This window comes from Amycolatopsis cynarae (genome assembly GCF_026802195.1).
GTDB classification, from domain to species: domain Bacteria; phylum Actinomycetota; class Actinomycetes; order Mycobacteriales; family Pseudonocardiaceae; genus Amycolatopsis_E; species Amycolatopsis_E rhizosphaerae.
Map to the genome: position 1 here is coordinate 2,020,620 of NZ_CP113836.1, position 14,450 is coordinate 2,035,069.

A 14,450-nucleotide genomic window follows, 5' to 3' on the forward strand; every position below is an offset into this window, starting at 1 on the left:
CCACGGCGGACAGGAATCGGACAGAAGGAGAGCAAAAGTCTAGACCAATTTCGGAGTGCCTCGCATACTCGGCGCACGGTGTGTTTTCGTCCGGTCCCCGGAGGTGCAAACCATGCGTTCGAGAATCCCGCTCGCCGTCGTCGGCGCGGCCGCCCTCGCCCTGAGTCTCGCCACGGCCGCGGCACCCGCCGCGCAGGCGTCACCCGGCTTGCTCGCGGCCATGCAACACGATTTCGGTCTGACGAAGGAACAGGTCCAGACCAGACTCGCGCAGGAGAAGACCGCGGGCGAGATACTGCCCGCGGCCCAGCGTGCCGCGGGCGCGGCCTTCGGCGGCGCATGGTTCGACGCCGCACAAGGCAGGCTCGTGGTCGCGGTGACCGATCGCGCGTCGGCCACGGCCGTCGAGCGGACCGGCGCCGCGACGGTGCCCGCCCGGGTGAGCGCCGCCGTCCTGGACGGCGCGAAGAAGGCACTCGACGATTCCGCGAAGGCACGGCCCGCTCCGGCGTCGGTGAGCGCATGGCGCACGGACCCCCGCAGCGGCAGCCTCGTCGTGACACTGCAGCCCGGCGCGCGGGGCGCCGACGTCGATGCGTTCCTCTCCCGGGCGCGGCAGACCGGCGCCCCGGTGGCCGTGGCCACCGCGCCGCGTCCCACGACGACCTCGGCAGGCACCGTCGGCGGCGACCCGTACATCATCAACGGCAGCGTGCGGTGCTCCATCGGATTCTCGGTGTCCGGTGGGTTCGTCAGCGCCGGGCACTGCGGCAGCCCGGGCAACACGGTCACCGGCTGGGATGGCTCGGCGATGGGAACGTTCGTGGGTTCTTCCTTCCCTGGCAACGACTACTCCTATATCAGCATCGGCAACGGCTGGTGGACCGTCCCGGTCGTGCTGGGCTGGGGCACCGTGAGTGACCAACTGGTGCGGGGTTCGGCGGTCGCGGCGCCGGGCACCTCGATCTGCCGTTCGGGTTCGACGTCGCACTGGCACTGCGGCGTCGTGGAGGGACTGAACGAGACGGTCAACTACTCGCAGGGCGCGGTGTACGAGATGACGCGGACGTCGGTCTGCGCGGAGCCGGGCGACTCGGGTGGTTCGTTCATTTCCGGTGACCAGGCCCAGGGCGTGACCTCGGGCGGGTACGGCAACTGCAGTTCCGGCGGCGAGACGTGGTTCCAGCCGGTGAACGAGATCCTGCAGACGTACGGGCTGTCGCTGGTCACGGCCTGAGCCGCGGCTCGGCAACCCACTCGCTCACGGTGCGAGTCCCACCTTCGGTCTGGATGAGCAGGGCAGCGCGCTTGTGCCGGGATCTTGGCGTTCTTTCCCGTGAGGGGACCCCTCACGGGAGCCAGGTGAGATGCAGCCGGAGCGGACGAGCCCTGCTTCACCGGGTCGATTCTCGGATCGGTCTCACCGACACGGACTTCGCCGCCCTCGGCGAGTGGCTGCGGGTCTCATGATTTCCAGCTCGGAAAGCGCTTTCGCCCGCCAGTTGCACCAGCGCCGCACCGGCGAGCAGTGCCAAGGCTCCGGCCAGTTGTGTCCGGCCGAGCGCCTGGCCGAGCAGGAGCCAGGCCAGTACGGCAGCGACCAGCGGTTCCACCAGGGCCAGCACGCTCGCGAGTGCCGAGGGCAGCTCACGCAGCGCGTGCAGCCCGGCCAGGTAGGGCAGCACGGTGCAGGCCACGGCGAGCGTCAGCAGCGCCAGCCACACGGGGGCCCGCAGGCCGCCGAGCACCGCGGGGGCGTGGAGCAGGTCCGACGGCAGTGTCCACGGCGGGCTGACCGCGGCCATCACGACCGCCCCGATCGCCAACCCGGCCGCGGTCAGCCCGAACGAGTCGTGCCTGCTCGCACCGTGTTCGCCCAGCAGGAAGTACCCGGCCGAGCAGATCGCCGCGGCCAGCCCGGCGGCGACACCGGCGAGGTCCAGCCGGGCGCCCTGCCAGACCTGCGCGACCAGACCCAGGCCCACCACCGCCAGCCCGATACCCAGCCACACCAGCCCGGGCAGCCGGGTGCGCCGCACCACCCGCACCCACAGCGCGACCAGCGCGGGCGCCAGGTTGACCAGCACCATCGCCACCCCCACCGGGACCCGGGCCACGGCCAGGAAGAAGAACAACTGCACCCCGGCGACGCCGACCAGGCCGTAGCCGAGCAGCAGCCACAGGTCGGCGCGGCGGAACCGCAGTGCCCGCGGCCGCAGCACTGTGACCACCGGTGCCAGCAGCATCGCGGCCAGTGCGATCCGCACCGAGGTCACCGCCGCCGCCGGACAGCCCGCTGCCATCACCGCCTTGGCCAGCGGGCCGGAACTCGCGAACAGCACCCACGAGGTCAGGCTCAGCCCGGTCGCCTGGGCACGGCTGGTCTTCTCCAGTACGGCCACCCCGGCAGTCTGCTGTCCGGCGGCCCATCATGACCAGCGGTTTTGCGGCGACCGGCCACGGTCCGGCCGCGCAGGGGGCCACTTGAGGGCGAGCCGCGGCCGGTGTGGCGCGTAGCTGCGCGTCCGGCCCCAGTCCCCGGCGATCCCCGCGAAGGTGATCCTGCGTAGCCCCTCGCAGACGGTGGCGGCCCCACCCGCCCAGGCTCACCAGCCGCGTTCGCGCCACTCGCCGAGTTTGGGGCGCTCCGCGCCAAGTGTGGTGTCGTCACCGTGGCCCGGGTACACCCACGTGTCGTCGGGTAGCTCGCCGAACACCCGGGTCTCCAGGTCGTCCATCAGCGAGGTGAAGTTCTCCACGCCAGCCGTTTTTCCAGGCCCGCCCGGGAACAGGGAGTCGCCGGTGAACAGGTGCGGGTGTCCGTGCGGGTCGCGGTAGAGCAGCGCGATCGAGCCGGGGGTGTGGCCGCGCAGGTGGATCACCTCCAGCACGCAGTCGCCCACCGCGAGCCGGTCGCCGTGCTCCACCAGGTAGTCCGGCGGCACCGGCAGCGGGCCGGCGTCGAGGGGGTGGGCGGCGGTGTTGGCGCCGTTGGCCCCGGCGACCGCGCCGAGCGCCTGCCAGTGGTCGCCGTGCTGGTGCGTGGTGACGATGGTGCGCAGCGCGGGACGGTCCGGGCCGTGGCCGATCAGGTCGGAGATGCGGTCCGGGTCGTTGGCCGCGTCGATCAGCAGCGCCTCGTTCTGGGCGCGGCACACCAGCAGGTAGGTGTTGTTGTCCATCGGCCCGACGGACAGTTTGGTGATGGTCAGCGCTTCGAGCGTGCGGCGGGCGGCGTCGCCGCCCGGCTCGACATGGCCCGTGTAGTCCTCCACGACGTTCACCTCCCTACCGTAACCGGAGCGTTTCGGACGGTTCCACCCGTTCAGGTTCGTCTCAGCAACACCCCGTAGCCTGGCGGCTCCCGAAAACGATCTTCAGGAAGCCATGTCACAGCCCACTGCGACCTCCGCCTCCCGTTCCCCGCGCCGCATCAGCTGGGATGCCGTCCGGGTGATCGCGGTGCTGGCCGTGATGCTGGGCCACATCACCCATCAGGGGCCCTATGCCCATCCCGAGCTGAACGGCTACCCGTTCCGGATCACCGCCCAGTTCGGGGCCGCGGCGCTGATGGTCGTCTCCGGGTACTTCGTCTGCCACACGGTCCGCCGGGGCCGGACCGGCGGCTGGCTGGCCCGCAAGCTCGCCCGGCTGCTGCCGGCGTACCTGGTCGCGGCACTGGTGACCTACCTCGTCATGCGCTACGCCGGCGCGGCGTTCAACCACCAGGGTTTCGGCGATGGCTGGTGGGACTTCCTGTTCGGCCCGACCAGCGACGGCCGGGCCTGGGTGTCGTCGTGGTACGTCCCGGTCGGCTCCGACCTGGTGGTCAACCTGCTCATGATGCAGGGCTGGAACCAGTCCTTCATCTGGCTCGACGGGTCCTACTGGACCCTGCCGGTGCAGCTGATGGTGTTCACCGGCGCGGCGGTGCTGTGGTCGGCGACCCCGTGGTTCTCCGGCGGCCGCGACCGGCGTGTCCAGGCACTGGCCTGGGCCATGGTCGCGGTGCCGCTGGTGCTGCGGTTCTGGGTGATCGGCGTGCACAACCCGCAGCCGTGGGCCTACGCCGTCGTCTTCGGGCTCGGGCTGCACCGCATGCACGCCTTCGCGGCCGGTATCGCGATCTGGCTGTGGGCGCGGGACCGGATGACCGGGGGCCACCTCGCCGTGCTGCTCGCCGCGTCGGTGGCCGCGCAGGACCTGCACCTCTACCCCGACCACGTCCAGCTTCCGTCCGATCCGGCCCGCCTGCCCTCCGACCTCGGCTTCGCGCTGATGCTGGTGGCGATCTGCGCGGCCGCCAAGGGGCCGGACTGGAAGTTCCTGCGACCCGTCGCGCCGGTGCTCGGCTGGCTGGCCGGCATCTCCTACGGCGTTTACCTGGTGCATCAGGAACTCGGCTATCTGCTGGCTCGTGTGCTGCTCGGCGCGGGATTCGGCGGCTGGCTGCGGCTGCCGCTGGTGGTGGCGGCGGCGGTGCTGGCGGGCTGGCTGCTCACCAGGTTCGTGGAGCGGCCCGCCTACCGCAGGCTGACCGCGCCGAAACGCCCCGCACCCGCCCCCCGGCTACCCCCCGACGATTTCCTGCCGACCCAGCGCAAGGGCAGCGGAAGTGGTCCGGCTCCCATTTCTGTCGGTGGCCCGTCCTAGCATGGATGCGGCTGGCCACATCGGCCGACACAATCCAGCGAAGGGACCTTGGCGTGGCTGATCGCCTCGTTGTTCGCGGCGCCCGCGAGCACAATCTCCGTGGCGTCGATCTCGATCTGCCCCGGGACAGCCTCATCGTCTTCACGGGCCTGTCCGGATCGGGGAAGTCCAGCCTGGCCTTCGACACGATCTTCGCCGAAGGCCAGCGCCGGTACGTGGAGTCGCTGTCCGCGTATGCGCGGCAGTTCCTGGGGCAGATGGACAAGCCGGACGTGGACTTCATCGAGGGCCTGTCCCCGGCGGTGTCGATCGACCAGAAGTCCACCTCCCGCAATCCGCGGTCGACGGTGGGCACCATCACCGAGGTCTATGACTACCTCCGGCTGCTCTACGCACGGGCGGGCAAGGCGCATTGCCCCCAGTGCGGTGAAGCGATCAGCAAGCAGACTCCGCAGCAGATCGTCGATCAGGTGCTCGAAATGGAGCCGGGCACCCGATTCCAGGTGATCGCGCCGGTGGTCCGGGGCCGCAAGGGCGAGTACCTCGACCTGTTCGCGAACCTTCAGCAGCAGGGCTACTCGCGGGCCGTGGTGGACGGCGCGGTCCACCAGCTCACCGACCCGCCGAAGCTGAAGAAGCAGGAAAAGCACAACATCGGCGTGGTCATCGACCGCCTGACCGTGAAGCCGTCCTCGAAGCAGCGCCTCACCGACTCCATCGAGACGGCGTTGCGACTGGCCGACGGGCTGGTCGAGCTCGAGTTCGTCGACCTGCCCGAGCACGATGCGCACCGCGTCCGGGGGTTCTCCGAAAACCTCGCCTGTCCCAACGGGCACCCGCTGGCCATCGAGGACCTCGAACCGCGCTCGTTCTCGTTCAACTCGCCGTACGGCGCCTGCCCGGAGTGCACCGGTCTCGGCATCCGGAAGGAGGTCGATCCGGAACTGGTGGTGCCCGACGACGAACTGTCCCTTGGCGAGGGCGCGATCGCGCCGTGGGCGGGCGGGCAGAGCGCGGAGTACTTCCAGCGCCTGCTCGAATCACTGTCCGAAACGGTCGGGTTCCGGATGGACACCCCGTGGCGGAAGCTGGGTGCCAAGGCGCAGAAGGCCGTCCTGCACGGCATCGACGAGCAGGTGCACGTCCGCTACCGCAACCGCTACGGCCGCCAGCGTTCCTACTACGCGGCCTTCGAGGGCGTGATCCCGTTCCTCGAGCGGCGGCTGGAGCAGACCGAGTCGGAGTACATGCGGGAGCGCTACGAGGGCTACATGCGCGAGGTGCCCTGCCCGGCCTGCCAGGGCACGCGCCTCAAGCCCGAGATCCTCGCGGTCACCCTCGAGCACGCCGAGCACGGAGACCGGTCGATCGCCGAGGTGTGCGCGCTGTCCATCGACGAGGCTTCGCATTTCCTCGACGGCCTGGTGCTCGGCCCGCGGGAGACGATGATCGCGGGCGCGGTGCTCAAGGAGATCCAGGCCCGCCTGCGCTTCCTGCTCGACGTCGGGCTGAACTACCTGTCGCTGGACCGCGCGGCGGGCACCCTGTCCGGTGGTGAGGCCCAGCGCATCCGGCTGGCCACGCAGATCGGTTCCGGCCTGGTGGGTGTGCTGTACGTGCTGGACGAGCCGTCGATCGGCCTGCACCAGCGCGACAACCACCGCCTGATCGAGACGCTGACCCGGCTGCGGGACCTCGGCAACACCCTGATCGTGGTCGAGCACGACGAGGACACCATCCGGGCCAGCGACTGGGTGGTCGACATCGGCCCCGGCGCGGGGGAGCACGGCGGCCACATCGTCCACAGTGGACCGTACAAGAAGCTGCTGCGCAGCAAGGAATCCCTCACCGGTGCCTACCTTTCCGGGCGAGAGACCATCCCGGTGCCCGAGATCCGCCGTCCGGCGGACCGCAAGCGCCAGTTGACCGTGGTCGGTGCCCGCGAGCACAACCTGCGCGGAGTGGACGTGTCCTTCCCCCTGGGCTGCCTGGTCTCGGTCACCGGTGTGTCCGGCTCGGGCAAGTCCACGCTGGTCAACGACATCCTGGCCACCGTGCTGGCGAACAAGCTCAACGGTGCGCGGCAGGTGCCGGGCCGGCACACGCGCGTGCGCGGGCTCGACCTGGTGGACAAGCTGGTGCGGGTGGACCAGTCGCCGATCGGCCGTACCCCGCGGTCCAACCCGGCCACCTACACCGGCGTGTGGGACCACATGCGCAAACTGTTCGCGGCGACCACCGAGGCGAAGGTGCGGGGCTACCAGCCCGGCCGGTTCTCCTTCAACGTCAAGGGCGGGCGCTGCGAGGCGTGCGCGGGCGACGGCACCATCAAGATCGAGATGAACTTCCTGCCGGACGTGTACGTGCCGTGCGAGGTGTGCAAGGGCGCGCGGTACAACCGCGAGACCCTCGAGGTGCACTACAAGGGCAAGACGGTTTCCGACGTGCTGGACATGCCCATCGAGGAGGCGGCCGAGTTCTTCGAGCCGATCAAGGCGATCCACCGGCACCTCAAGACCCTGGCGGACGTCGGCCTCGGGTACGTGCGGCTCGGGCAGCCCGCGCCGACCCTCTCCGGTGGTGAGGCACAGCGGGTCAAGCTCGCCAGCGAACTGCAGAAGCGGTCCACCGGGAAGACGGTGTACGTGCTCGACGAGCCCACCACGGGCCTGCACTTCGAGGACATCCGCAAGCTGCTGGGCGTTATCAACGGGCTGGTCGACAAGGGCAACACGGTGATCGTCATCGAGCACAACCTCGACGTCATCAAGACCTCGGACTGGGTCATCGACATGGGGCCGGAAGGGGGTTCCGGCGGCGGCACCGTGGTGGCCGAGGGGACCCCGGAGCAGGTGGCGCAGGTGGCCGAAAGCCACACCGGGCGCTTCCTGCAGTCCGTGCTGGGCTGAGCCGTCCAGGCAGTCTGAGCAGTCTGAACAGGCTGAGTGGTCCGGGTCGTCGGCCGGGGCACCAGTGACCCTGGTGACCCCGCGGCAACGCCGACGGCCCGGCCGGTGGCCGGGCCGTCGGGGACCGCTCTCAGGAGGATCAGGCAGGGACCTGCTCCGGGACCGGCGCGGCCGCCGGTTCGTCGTCGATGAGCGTGGTTTCGTTGAACGGGGCCCGGCCGGAAAGCACCTGGGCTGCCTTCGTCCGGTCGAACTCCTTGGTCCACGAGCCGATCACCACGGTGGCGACCGCGTTGCCCGCGAAGTTGGTCAGGGCGCGGGCCTCGGACATGAACCGGTCGATGCCCAGGATGAAACCGACCCCGCCGACGAGGTCCGGCCGGTGGGACTGCAGGCCGCCGGCGAGGGTGGCGATACCCGCGCCACTGACCCCGGCCGCGCCCTTGGAGGCGATGACCATGAACACCAGCAGGGAGATCTGCTCGCCGATCGACAGCGGGCTGCCCTGGGCCGAGGCGATGAACAGGGTCGCCATGGTCAGGTAGATCGCGGTGCCGTCGAGGTTGAACGAGTACCCGGTGGGCACGGTGATCCCGGCGACCGAGCGGCTCACGCCGAGGTGCTGCATCTTCGCGATCAGCCTCGGCAGCGCCGATTCCGACGACGAGGTGGACAGGATCAGCAGGAACTCGCGGGCCAGGTAGCGCATCAGGCTGAACACGTTGACACGGGCGCCGAGCCACAGCACCGCGCCGAGCACCACGAACACGAAGAGCACGCAGGTGATGTAGAAGCCGAGCATCACCACGAGGAGGCTGCGCAGCGCCGCCCATCCGGTCGAGCCGACCACGGCCGCGATCGCGCCGAACGCGCCGATCGGCGCCGCCCACATGATCATCGACAGGATCCGGAACACGAGCTTCTGCAGGTGCTCGATGCCGCGCAGGATCGGCTGCCCGGCGGGGCCGAGCTTCTGCAGCGCGAACCCGGCCAGCAGCGCGACGAGCAGGGTCTGCAGCACCGAACCGGAGGTGAACGCGGACAGCAGCGAGGTGGGGATGACGCCGAGGAGGAAGTCGGTGCTGCCCTGCCCGCCGGTGGCCTGCTGGTGCGCCTTCGCCGCGGCCGCCGGGTCCAGGTGCAGACCCGAACCGGGGTGCAGCAGGTTGCCGACCACGAGCCCGATCACCAGTGCGACGGTCGACATGGCCAGGAAGTACCCGATCGCCAGCAGGCCCACCTTGCCGACCTTGGCGGCCTTGGCCACCGAACCGATGCCCAGCACGATGGTGCAGAAGATGATCGGCGAGATCATCATCTTGATCAGGTTGACGAATCCGTTGCCCAGCGGGGTGAGGCCCTTGGCGAAGCCGGGGGCGGCGAACCCGACGATGATTCCGAGCACGACCGCGGCGAGCACGGCGAGGTAGAGATAGTGCATCCGGTCCCGGCGCCGCGGTGCGGCGGCGGGGGACAATGTGGTCGGCACCCTTGCCTCCAAAAGATCCTTCATCGCGCCGGACGGGCGCGGCTTTGCGGTGACTATGCGAGCGGAGGTGGCTCGGGTCACGGTTGTGTTCATTGAGTTCGTGAAGGTGGTGCGCACGCCCCGGCGAGACCCGCGGCCCACCGGTTACATTCGGTGGGTGCGGAACCGGCGATGGAGTCTGGCCCGGCAGTTGCTGTTGCTGCAGCTGGCGGGGATCATCGCCCTGGTCGCGGTGGGTGCCGGGCTCGACTGGCTCGACGCCTCCCGCGAGGTGCGGGACCGGGCCGCCGAACAGGCCGTCACGGTGGCGCGCACGATCGCCGACGCGCCCACCACGGTGACCGCTCTGTCCACTTCGGATCCCAGCGCGCAGCTGCAGCCGCTCGCGGAGCGTGTCCGGGTCGATACCGGGGTCGACTTCATCACGATCATGAACCCGGAGGGCGTCCGCTACACCCACCCCAATCCGGCCATGATCGGCCAGCGGTTCCTCGGTAACACCGCCGGGGCGCTGCGGGGCGGACTCGTCACCGAGACCTACACCGGCACCCTCGGCCCGTCCGTGCGCGCGGTGGTCCCGGTGTTCGACGGCTCCCGGCACGTGGTGGCGCTGGTGGCCGCCGGAATCAGGGTTGAGGCCATCTCGGCGGGTCTGGCCCAGCGGCTCGTGCCGCTGTTCGCGGTCGCCGGCACCGTGCTCGTAGTGGGAGTGGCCGGAGTTTTCCTGGTCAGCATCCGCTTGCGGAAGCAGACCCGCGGGCTGGCACCCGACGAACTGAGCCGGGTGTTCGCCTACTACGAGGCCACGCTGCGCGCGGTGCGGGAGGGCCTGGTGCTCGTCGGGTCCGACGGCCGTGTCGCCCTGTGCAACGACGGGGCGCGGAATCTGCTCGGGCTCACCGACGATCCGGCGGGGGCGCCGGTGGACACGCTCGGTCTGCCACCGGGGTTGCTGGAGACGTTCCGTTCGCCGGAACCACGCACCGACGAGATCCACGTGACCGACACCCGGGTGCTGGTGGTCAGCACCGCCCCGGTGCGTTCGTCGCGGGGTGCCCGGGGCACCGTGGTGACCCTGCGGGACCACACCGATCTCCAGTTGCTCACCGGCGAGCTCAACACCACTCGCGGACTGGCCGAATCCCTGCGTTCGCAGGCACACGAGGCGGCCAACCGGCTGCACACCGTGGTGTCGCTGGTGGAGCTGGGCCGGCCCGAGGAGGCCGTCGCGTTCGCCACCGAGGAGCTCGCGATCGCGCAGCGGCTGACCGACCGCGTGGTGGGTGCGGTGTCGGAACCGGTGCTGTCCGCGCTGCTGCTGGGCAAGGCGGCGGAAGCCGCCGAGCGCGGCGCCGAACTAGTGCTGACCGAGGACACCGCGCTCGACGACCTCGACGTGGAGCCGCGGGATCTGGTGACGATCCTGGGCAATCTGATCGACAACGGCATCGACGCGGCGATCGGGCGGGCGGCGCGGGAAAAGCCGCGCGTGGTGGTCACGGTGAAGGAGGACGGCGACGGGCTGCTGATCCGGGTCGCCGACACCGGGCCCGGGATCGAGGAAGCGGCCCGGAGCGCGGTGTTCCGCCGGGGCTGGTCCACCAAATCGCAGGAGGGTCCGGTCGGGCACGGGCTGGGGCTGGCTCTGGTGGGCCAGACCGTCCGCCGCTACGGGGGCACGATCGAGGTCGGCAACGGCGCCGGGGACACCCGGGGCGCCGTGTTCACCGTCCGGCTCCCGCTGCGGCAGGGGGCCCAGGCATGATCATGGTGCTGGTCGTGGAGGACGATCCGGTCGCCGCGGAGGCCCACCGCCAGTACGTGGAGCGGGTGCCGGGGTTCGCGGTCGCGGGCGTGGTGCACTCGGGCGGGGAGGCACTGCGGTTCTGTTCGCGGCACACCGTGGATCTGGTGCTGCTCGATTTCTACCTGCCCGACATCCACGGGCTCGCCGTATGCCGCGCCCTGCGGGCCGCGGGCAGCACGGTGGACGTGATCGCGGTGACCTCGGCGCGGGATCTGGAAGTGGTGAAGTCCGCGGTTTCCGCCGGGGTGGTGCAATACCTTCTCAAACCGTTCACCTTCGCTTCACTGAAGGAAAAGCTGGCACGGTACGCGCGGTTCCGGGAGAGCGCGGGGGAGGCGGCCGACCAGACCGATGTCGACCGCGCGCTGGCCACGTTGCGCGCCCCGGCCCGGCCCGTGCTGCCCAAGGGGATGAGCGTGGACACCCTCGACGCGATCGTCGCCGCCCTCCGGGGATGCCCTGACGGGATGTCCGCCGGCCTGGCCGCCGGGGCGACCGGCGTTTCCCGCGTCACGGCCCGCCGGTATCTCGAATATCTGGCCGACAACGGGTTGGCCGTGCGTGAACCGCGGTACGGGCAGGTGGGCAGGCCCGAGGTCTGGTACCGCAGGAACAGCTAAAGCCGTTACGATCCGGCGCATGAGCCAGCCATATCCCCAGCAGTTCCCGATCCTGCTTTCCACGATGAACGATTTGCCCGGCTACAAGGTGGTCCGGGTCTACGGTGAGGTTTTCGGCCTGACCGTGCGCAGCCGGAACATGTTCTCCACGATGGGCGCCGGGTTCAAGGCGATGGCGGGCGGTGAACTGAAAGGGCTTTCGAAACTGCTGTCCGACTCGCGTTACGAAGCGCTCGGGCGGCTGTGCCAGGAGGCGATGGCCCACGGCGCGAACGCGGTGCTGGCCCTGCGGTTCGACTGCAACGAAATCGCCCAGACCGCCAGTGAGATCGCCGCCTACGGCACCGCGGTGTACGTGATGCCGGAGGGGCAGGACGGGATGGCGCAGATGCAGGCGCAGCAGCAACAGCAGCAGCAGCAGCAGGCTCCGGCCCAGTACCAGCAGCCGCCGCAGGGCTACCCGCAGCAGTAAGGGCCGCCGAACCGGGAAGGTGGTGTCCGCGCGGCCGGCGAGGAGCTCGTCGCAATCCCGGTCGCGTGGGCTCCGCACGACCGGCATACCGTCCATTTCGGACTCGGCGGCAGGGCGGGCGGCCTGGCCGCGGTCGTCCGCTTCCTAGAAAAAGGTCCGCACGAAATCGACCACGGTCTCGCCCGAGGCGACCGGGATCAGCGACCACTTGTCGAACACCGTGCACGGATGCGACAGCCCCAGCCCGACCCAGTCGCCGACCTGAAGCGGCGAGTCCGGCGGGAGGGCGACGAAGGCGTGCTGGTCGTTCAGCGCGGTCACGGCGTGGCCGTCGAGCGGCGCGACGGTCCCGGACCGGCGGTACAGCTGCGGTTCCGGCAGGCCCTCGTCGAACGAGGCGTCGCGCTTGCCCAGGGTGAGCAGCGCCAGTTCCGCGGTCGGCCGGGAGGTCACCTGTGCCCAGGCCCGCAGTGCGGGGCGCAGCGGCGGCACCTCGCTGATCCGCGGGTGCTCGCCGAGGGGCGAGACGCCGCGGTAGAAGCCGTCGTCGTGAGTCAGGTAGCAGCCGCTGCGCAGCACCGGCACCACGGGCAGGCCCTCGGGCCAGCCCGTGGTCAGCTCGGCGGTCACGCGGTCGAAGTACGCGCTCCCGCCCGCGGTGACGATCACCTGGCCGGCCTCGGCGAAGAAACCGCGGTCGGCCAGCGTGACGGTGAACTCCCGCATCCGGCGCACGTAGCCGGTGACCCTTTCCTGTGCATGTTCTCCGGCGTCGTGGGCGAGTGCGCCCTCGTATCCGGCGACCCCGGCCAGTCGCAGCACTGGGCTGTCCCGCACCGCCTCGGCGACGGCCAGCGCGGTGTCGTCGTCGCGGGCTCCGGTGCGGCCGGGGTCGGCGCCCAGTTCGACCAGCACGTCGATGGGACGCTCCGCGTCCGTCAGCGCGGCGAGGGCCTCCGTCATCAGCTCCACCGCCCGGACGGAGTCGGCCCAGCAGCTGAATTCGAAACCCGGGTCGCGGGTCAGTTCGGCGGCCAGCCAGCGCAGTGCCGCCGGGTCGACCAGCTGGTTGGCCAGCAGGATCCGCGAGACCCCGAAGGCCCGGTAGACCCGCAGCTGACCGGCGGTGGCGGCGGTGATGGCCCATGCTCCGTGCCCGGCCTGCCGGGCGAACAGCTGCGGCGCCATGGTCGTCTTGCCGTGGGGTGCCAGCCGGACCCCGTGCGCGGCGCAGAAGTCCGCCATGGTGCGCAGGTTGTGGTCCAGCGCCTCGGCGTCGAGCACGACCATCGGGCCGACGAAACCGCCGGTGAACAGGTTCGGCCGCCGCCGAGCGGCCTCGGCCAGCGGCAGCCCCCAGAGCTCGGACGGGACCGATTTGAACCGCCAGTCGAGCGGTTCCCCGGTGAGTGCGGCCAGTGCTCCGGGGTTCAGGGTGAGGGCGGTGGACATCGATGCTGGCTTCCTGAATCTGTTGCGGTGCGTGAAAACGCGGTTGCCGATGATGATCGTTGTAGCTGTAGCATCGGCCCCCGAACAGGTCAAACCCTGCCCGTCGGGCATCCGTCCGCAGTGGGTGGACGGCGCAGTGAGACAAGGGAGTGTCGATGGCCAAGGTCGCGATCAGTACCGGCGACGCGCCGAAACCCCCGGCCGCGTTCGCGCAGGCCAGCCGCAAGGGCAACATCCTGCAGGTGGCCGGGCAGGTCGCGGTCGACCCGAAGACCGGCGAGCTGGTCGGCACGACGGTCGCGGAGCAGACCCGGCAGGTGTTCGCCAACCTCGGCGCGGTGCTCGAAGCGGCGGGTTCGAGCTTCGACGACGTGGTGATGGTCCGGGCCTACCTCACCGACACCGCGCACTTCGCCGAGTTCAACGAGGCGTACGGCCGGCTGGTGAGCGAGCCCTACCCGGCCCGCACCACCGTCTACGTCGGCCTTCCCCCGGGCAAGCTGGTCGAGATCGACGTCCTCGCCGTCCTGGACTGAGCACGGTCCGCCGGGGTCCGGGCGACCGCACTGTGGCCTGCCGTGAGAGGGTCCCTCACGGCAGGCTTCCGTGTTTCGCCCGGTCCGGGCCCACGGCCTCCCTCAGGTCGTCTCAGTGGACGGGGCCGGTGTACTTCTCGCCGGGGCCCTGGCCGGGGGCGTCGGGAACGGCGGAGGCCTCCCGGAAGGCCTTCTGGAGGGACTGGAGCCCGTCCCGCAGGGGCGCGGCGTGCGCGCCGAGGTACTCGGCGGAGGCGGTGACCAGTCCGGCCAGCGCGGTGATCAGGCGGCGTGCCTCGTCCAGGTCGCGGTGGGGGCTGGTGTCCGGATCGGGATCGGCCAGGCCCAGCCGCTCGGCCGAGGCCGACATCAGCATCACGGCCGCCCGGGAAATGACCTCCACGCTGGGGATGTCCTCGAGCGAACGGACGTCAGGGGAATTTTCGGGCTGCTGAGAAGCGTTGTGTGACACGTCTGGTACCCTTCCACGTGCGACCAGCCTCCGGGAAATC

12 protein-coding genes are annotated in these 14,450 nt (G+C 70.4%); 7 read left to right on the top strand and 5 right to left on the bottom strand.

Going from position 1 to position 14,450, the window contains the following annotated elements; all coding sequences use genetic code 11:
* Positions 1-112 precede the first annotated feature (112 nt).
* Positions 113-1,237, top strand: a complete 1,125-nt coding sequence (locus ORV05_RS09585) for a S1 family peptidase (RefSeq protein WP_268758099.1) — start codon at positions 113-115, stop codon at positions 1,235-1,237.
* Between the two features lie 157 nt (positions 1,238-1,394).
* On the opposite strand, the gene ORV05_RS09590 is transcribed toward ORV05_RS09585, so the two are convergent.
* A complete protein-coding gene (locus ORV05_RS09590; protein WP_268758100.1) occupies positions 1,395-2,402 on the bottom strand; it encodes an EamA family transporter in 1,008 nt (335 codons plus the stop codon).
* A gap of 204 nt (positions 2,403-2,606) precedes the next feature.
* A complete protein-coding gene (locus ORV05_RS09595) occupies positions 2,607-3,284 on the bottom strand; it encodes an MBL fold metallo-hydrolase (protein ID WP_268758101.1) in 678 nt (225 codons plus the stop codon).
* A 103-nt stretch (positions 3,285-3,387) separates the two neighbouring features.
* On the opposite strand from ORV05_RS09595, the gene ORV05_RS09600 reads away from it, so the two are divergent.
* Positions 3,388-4,653, top strand: a complete 1,266-nt coding sequence (locus tag ORV05_RS09600) for an acyltransferase family protein (RefSeq protein ID WP_268758102.1) — start codon at positions 3,388-3,390, stop codon at positions 4,651-4,653.
* Positions 4,654-4,706: 53 nt separating this feature from the next.
* Complete coding sequence (uvrA, locus tag ORV05_RS09605; RefSeq protein ID WP_268758103.1) at positions 4,707-7,562, top strand: excinuclease ABC subunit UvrA; 2,856 nt, start codon at positions 4,707-4,709, stop codon at positions 7,560-7,562.
* Between the two features lie 139 nt (positions 7,563-7,701).
* On the opposite strand, the gene ORV05_RS09610 is transcribed toward uvrA, so the two are convergent.
* Positions 7,702-9,003 carry a cation:dicarboxylate symporter family transporter gene (locus tag ORV05_RS09610; protein ID WP_268759743.1) on the bottom strand — a complete coding sequence of 434 codons (1,302 nt, stop codon included), beginning with the start codon at positions 9,001-9,003 and terminating at the stop codon, positions 7,702-7,704.
* 205 nt (positions 9,004-9,208) lie between these two features.
* Between ORV05_RS09610 and ORV05_RS09615 the strand changes: the two genes are divergently transcribed.
* Genes ORV05_RS09615 through ORV05_RS09625 form a run of 3 tightly spaced genes read left to right on the top strand, consistent with a single transcriptional unit; the run spans position 9,209 to position 11,950 of the window.
* Positions 9,209-10,816, top strand: coding sequence for a sensor histidine kinase (locus ORV05_RS09615; RefSeq protein ID WP_268758104.1), 1,608 nt, complete (start codon positions 9,209-9,211; stop codon positions 10,814-10,816).
* Positions 10,813-11,478, top strand: a complete 666-nt coding sequence (locus ORV05_RS09620) for a response regulator (RefSeq protein ID WP_268758105.1) — start codon at positions 10,813-10,815, stop codon at positions 11,476-11,478. Before ORV05_RS09615 ends, ORV05_RS09620 begins: the two co-directional genes overlap by 4 nt.
* Positions 11,479-11,497: 19 nt before the next feature.
* Positions 11,498-11,950, top strand: coding sequence for a YbjQ family protein (locus ORV05_RS09625; protein ID WP_268758106.1), 453 nt, complete (start codon positions 11,498-11,500; stop codon positions 11,948-11,950).
* A 144-nt stretch (positions 11,951-12,094) separates the two neighbouring features.
* On the opposite strand, the gene ORV05_RS09630 is transcribed toward ORV05_RS09625, so the two are convergent.
* Positions 12,095-13,402 carry an amino acid deaminase gene (locus tag ORV05_RS09630; protein WP_268758107.1) on the bottom strand — a complete coding sequence of 436 codons (1,308 nt, stop codon included), beginning with the start codon at positions 13,400-13,402 and terminating at the stop codon, positions 12,095-12,097.
* Between the two features lie 155 nt (positions 13,403-13,557).
* On the opposite strand from ORV05_RS09630, the gene ORV05_RS09635 reads away from it, so the two are divergent.
* Positions 13,558-13,938, top strand: a complete 381-nt coding sequence (locus ORV05_RS09635) for a RidA family protein (RefSeq protein WP_268758108.1) — start codon at positions 13,558-13,560, stop codon at positions 13,936-13,938.
* A 112-nt stretch (positions 13,939-14,050) separates the two neighbouring features.
* Here ORV05_RS09635 and ORV05_RS09640 read toward each other — a convergent pair whose 3' ends face one another.
* The gene (locus ORV05_RS09640; protein WP_268758109.1) at positions 14,051-14,410 is read right to left on the bottom strand and encodes a DUF1844 domain-containing protein; all 360 of its coding nucleotides are present in this window, start codon (positions 14,408-14,410) and stop codon (positions 14,051-14,053) included.
* Between the last annotated feature and the right edge of the window lie 40 nt (positions 14,411-14,450).

Excerpts from the sequence above, each read along its gene's own strand:
- ORV05_RS09625 (WP_268758106.1), top strand. The coding sequence starts at position 11,498 with ATGAGCCAGCCATATCCCCAGCAGTTCCCGATCCTGCTTTCCACGATG.
- ORV05_RS09585 (WP_268758099.1), top strand. The coding sequence starts at position 113 with ATGCGTTCGAGAATCCCGCTCGCCGTCGTCGGCGCGGCCGCCCTCGCC.
- ORV05_RS09630 (WP_268758107.1), bottom strand. The coding sequence starts at position 13,402 with ATGTCCACCGCCCTCACCCTGAACCCCGGAGCACTGGCCGCACTCACC.
- ORV05_RS09600 (WP_268758102.1), top strand. The coding sequence starts at position 3,388 with ATGTCACAGCCCACTGCGACCTCCGCCTCCCGTTCCCCGCGCCGCATC.
- ORV05_RS09635 (WP_268758108.1), top strand. The coding sequence starts at position 13,558 with ATGGCCAAGGTCGCGATCAGTACCGGCGACGCGCCGAAACCCCCGGCC.
- ORV05_RS09610 (WP_268759743.1), bottom strand. The coding sequence starts at position 9,003 with ATGCACTATCTCTACCTCGCCGTGCTCGCCGCGGTCGTGCTCGGAATC.
- ORV05_RS09620 (WP_268758105.1), top strand. The coding sequence starts at position 10,813 with ATGATCATGGTGCTGGTCGTGGAGGACGATCCGGTCGCCGCGGAGGCC.